This window comes from Endozoicomonas sp. SESOKO1 (genome assembly GCF_024606265.1).
Lineage (GTDB): Bacteria > Pseudomonadota > Gammaproteobacteria > Pseudomonadales > Endozoicomonadaceae > Endozoicomonas.
Map to the genome: position 1 here is coordinate 1 of NZ_JAHHPP010000155.1, position 4,932 is coordinate 4,932.

2 protein-coding genes are annotated in these 4,932 nt (G+C 52.8%); both read right to left on the minus strand.

Annotation, left to right across the window (positions count from 1 at the left end):
• Positions 1–167: 167 nt before the first annotated feature.
• Positions 168–1,073, minus strand: a complete 906-nt coding sequence (locus KDK13_RS07560) for a hypothetical protein (protein ID WP_257284366.1) — start codon at positions 1,071–1,073, stop codon at positions 168–170.
• Positions 1,074–1,324: 251 nt separating this feature from the next.
• Positions 1,325–4,834, minus strand: a complete 3,510-nt coding sequence (gene dnaE, locus KDK13_RS07565; protein WP_257284367.1) for a DNA polymerase III subunit alpha — start codon at positions 4,832–4,834, stop codon at positions 1,325–1,327.
• Positions 4,835–4,932: the final 98 nt, after the last annotated feature.

Genomic DNA, 4,932 nt, shown 5'->3' on the forward strand with positions numbered 1-4,932 from the left:
ACAAATCGATACTTCGACAAGCTCAGCACTCAGGGTGAACGGAAGTCGGGAACTAATTAAAAGACAGTTCCTAAGCCATGCCACGCCAGCCTGCCACGAATAACCAGAAGTTACCACCGACAACGGGACAGGCAGGGCGGCAGTCAGCCCGGTCGCATCAGGTCGCATCAGAATAAAGATATATCCCACTCCACCATCTGCTCCCAATCTCGGCCTGGGACTACCTGCGACATTTCCATGGCTTCTGCCTGTAAACCCAGGACTTTCGGTTGATGCCCCATCTTTGAGCCAATAGCGTCAGACCATCCCAGCAGTGGCCTGATACAATTGGCCATGTCGCTATCCCCGCAAGCCATCTCAAAAGCTGCCATTGCCTCACCATAAGTGGTTCCGCAATAGAGGGCAAAATGGTCGTCAAGGTTCACGGACTCGGGTGTGAAGTCAGCATTACCCACGTAATGGATTTGCTGGTTAGCGGTATCCAGTGTAAATAGCTCATCACAAATCTCAGGCTTTAACGCATGGAGGAAAAACATGCCATTATCAAGTCGACCCGCATAGATTAAATTAGGGTCGCACAACCCGGTAAAGGCCCTTCCCCAATTCCGGTGATAATCACTGAAATAGTAACTTTCGAAAACACACTTCCCGGTAACCTCTTTAAAGGTATTCCCGGATTTAGTGAAATCCACCATGCCCAATGCCCCATCTTCGCACCGCATGTATGCCACCGTTGGGACAGGCGTTGATTCAGGGTTCTCAATTTTCGGATTTACCATTTTTCGAAATATCAGATTAGCATTAACCGTCGGCGCTTTGATGGTATCGGGGCATAGCTGATCATTTTTGGCTGGCAGAGCCTCAGTCTCTGCCAGTATTTTTGCAATTGTCCTTTTTTGAAATTCAGCCGTACTGCCACCAGAAGTGGAACCAGGATCCTGTGGTATCGTGGCAGGGGTACCGCTAACAACGGTAGTGGACCGATCGATAAACTTTCCCTGATCGGCTGTTTTTGCAGCCTCTTGGTTGGCTTCTGTCGGCAACATCGGTGAGCAAGCTTTAACAGGAGTCATAAAAAAATTCCTCTCATAAAAATTTCACTAAGTACATAACCATTTGCTTTCAGGTACCCCTTAAGCCTGGTGCAGTCTGCAACCAGGAAAATATATGGATTTACCTGGTCGAAACGTCAGACCTCATATTCCAATGAAAGTTCTATGAAAGTTGATTTTACTATTCCATCCAGTTTGACTTATTCCCGAAAAAGGGAAACTGCACAAAACCCAAAGCGCCCGTTTCATACCCCAATTCCGTCAGCACTTTTTCAAGCATACTCAACGTTAGCAGCATTTTTGCCAAGCCACTGCCTGAGTTCCAGCACCAGCTCATCACTGGGGCTGACCAGCCATTGCTCACCCAGCATCAGGCTGGCACGGGCATCGTCCCGATGGTAATCAATCCTGACCGGCAGCCGCCCCGGCTGCCCGCCCAACATGGACGACAGCTTTCGTTCAAAATGACCATCAATCTGTTCATGGGACACCTCAAGAACCAGGCGACGGGCATAATGGCTGCGGGCATCCACCACTTTCATCACTTTTTTCGAGCGGACTTTCAGGCTGCCGGAGTAATCATCAAAGGTGACTTCCCCTTCCACCACCAGCACGGCGTCTTTATGGAGCAGGTGTTGATACTCCCCAAACACATCGGCAAACACCGACACTTCAATCCGTCCGGTGCGGTCATCCAGGGTAACAAACGCCATTTTGTCGCCCTTCTTGTTTTTCATGATCCGCATATCCACCACCAGCCCGGCGATATTCTGGCTATCACCCCGGGCAGGCTGCAGGTCTTTGATACGGTTGCGGATAAAGTGCCGGATCTCACTTTCGTATTCATCAATGGGGTGGCCGGTCAGATAGAGCCCCAGGGTATCCTTCTCGCCACCCAGGCGAGCCTTATCGGTCCATTCGCCGGTTTTCAGATAATTGTCGTAAACAGCTTCTTCTCCGGCGGGTACCAAGGCACCAAACATATCCATATGACCGGAATCCAGACTTTTGGCCGCCTGGTCCGCCGCCTTGATCGCCTCAAGCTGGCTCGCTTCCAGCACGGCACGGTTGAAATTCAACTGTTGCGGCTTTTGTGGGACCGGCCCAAGCAGATCCAGCGCCCCGGATTTGATCAACGCCTCCAGCACACGCTTGTTGATGCTTTTGGCATCCACCCGCTCACAGAAGTCAAACAGGTCCTTGAATGGACCACCCTCTTTACGAGCCCGGACAATCGCCTCAATCGGGCCTTCGCCCACGCCCTTGATGGCCCCCAGCCCATAGATAATATGCCCATCGTCGTTCACGCCGAACATATATTCGCCGCTGTTCACGCTGGGCGGCAGCACAGTCAGGCCCATATCCCGGCACTCTTCGATAAAGGTCACCACCTTATCGGTATTCTGCATATCGGAACTCATGACCGCCGCCATAAACTCCGATGGATAGTGAGCCTTCAGCCACAACGTCTGGTAGGAAACCAGGGCGTAGGCCGCCGAGTGGGATTTGTTAAAGCCGTAACCCGCGAACTTCTCCACCAGGTCAAAGATCTTCATGGCCAGCTCACCATCAACCCCCTGGCTGATAGCGCCCTCTTCAAACACCGTCCGCTGCTTGGCCATCTCCTCCGGCTTTTTCTTACCCATGGCCCGGCGCAGCATATCTGCACCACCCAAGGTATAACCGGCCAGCACCTGGGCAATCTGCATCACCTGTTCCTGGTAGAGGATAATGCCGTACGTGGGCTGCAAAATAGGCTGAAGCGACTCGTGCTGATACTGGGCATCCGGGAACGAGAGCTCCTCCCGGCCATGCTTGCGGTTAATGAAGTTGTCCACCATTCCGGACTGCAACGGACCGGGACGGAACAGGGCCACCAAAGCGATAATATCTTCAAAACAATCTGGCTGGAGACGCTTGATCAGATCTTTCATCCCACGGGATTCCAGCTGGAAGACCGCGGTGGTTTCCGCCCGCTTCAGCATGTCGTAAGAGCTTTTATCTTCAAGATCGATGGCTTCAATGGCCAGAGGCTCTTCACCCCGCTGCGCCCGGCGGGGGTTAATCAGTTTCAGGGCCCAGTCAATAATGGTCAGCGTACGCAGGCCGAGGAAGTCGAACTTAACCAGACCTGCGTATTCCACATCATTCTTGTCATACTGGGTGACCACCCCTTTACCGTGTTCGTCACAGTAGAGGGGAGCAAAGTCCGTCAGCTTGGTAGGGGCAATCACCACACCACCGGCGTGCTTGCCGACATTTCGGGTAACCCCTTCCAGCTTCAGCGCCATTTCCCAGATTTCCGCCGCCTCTTCATCGGACTCCAGAAACTCCCGAATGGCTTCTTCCTGTTCATAGGCCTTACTGAGGGTCATGCCGATTTCAAAGGGGATCATTTTGGAAAGACGATCCGCCAGACCGTAGGACTTACCCTGAACCCGGGCCACATCCCGCACCACCGCCTTGGCCGCCATGGTACCGAAGGTGATGATCTGGGAAACCGCATCGCGTCCATAGGTACGGGCCACATAATCAATCACCCGGTCCCGCCCTTCCATACAGAAGTCAACGTCAAAGTCGGGCATCGACACCCGCTCGGGGTTCAGGAATCGCTCAAACAGCAGGTCGTATTTGATCGGGTCCAGATCGGTGATTTTCTGGGCATAGGCCACCAGGGACCCGGCACCGGAACCACGGCCCGGACCAACGGGAATACCGTTATTTTTAGACCACTGGATAAAGTCCATAACGATCAGGAAGTACCCGGGGAACCCCATCTGCAGAATGGTGTTCAGCTCGAAGTCCAGTCGCTCACGGTAGATTTTTTCGGTTTCCGGAAAGTCCGGTGCCGAGGTATCAAACAGAAATCCCAGTCGCTCCGTCAGACCGTCATGGGAAAATTCACGGAAAAACTGATCCATGGTTTTCCCTTCCGGCACGGGATATTCCGGCAGAAAGTACTCACCCAGTTTGACATTAATGGAACAGCGCTGGGCAATGGCAACGGAGTTGGCCAGTGCTTCAGGAATATCCGCAAAGAGTTCAGCCATCTCCTGTTCAGACTTCAGGTACTGCTCTTCGCTGTAGCGATGTTCCCGGCGGGGATCATCCAGAACCACACTTTCGCCGATGCAGACCCTGGACTCATGGGCTTCGAAATCATCCCGGGCCATAAACATCACATCATTGGTGGCCACCACCGGACAGTTGAATTCTCCCGCCAGAGCCACGGAACCATGAACGCACTCTTCATCCCCTGCCCGGTTGGTACGGTGCAGTTCCAGGTAGAAGCGATCAGGAAACGCCCCCATCCACTCCTGCAATAACTCACCCGCCAGCGACTTTTTGCCCGATAACAGTGCCCGGCCAATCTCACCTTCCCTGGCACCGGAAAGCGCAATCAGCCCTTCTGACTGAGCCATGATCCACTCCCGTTTCACCAGCGCTTTTTCATGGTGTTGATTTTCCATAAACGCCCGGGAGATCAGCTCGGTCAGATTGTGATAACCCTGCTCATCCATACACAGCAACACCAGACGGGACGGTGCATACTTATCCGCCGGATTTTCCACCCAGAGGTCAGCGCCACAAATCGGCTTGATGCCTGCGCCCATGGCCCCCGAATAAAACTTCACCAGCGCACAGAGATTGGACTGGTCGGTCACCGCCACCGCCGGTGTGCCAGAGCCGGAAATCGCGCTGATCAACGGTTTTATTCGCACCAACCCGTCGCTGAGGGAAAATTCAGTGTGTACCCGTAAGTGGATAAATCGTGCTGTCATGGATTAAGGCAGTCCTGAATGGCAATCGGGTAATGATAACAATGAAGGGACACAGCTAACAAATTAATATTTAAAGAAATAATTAACATCAATTAAAC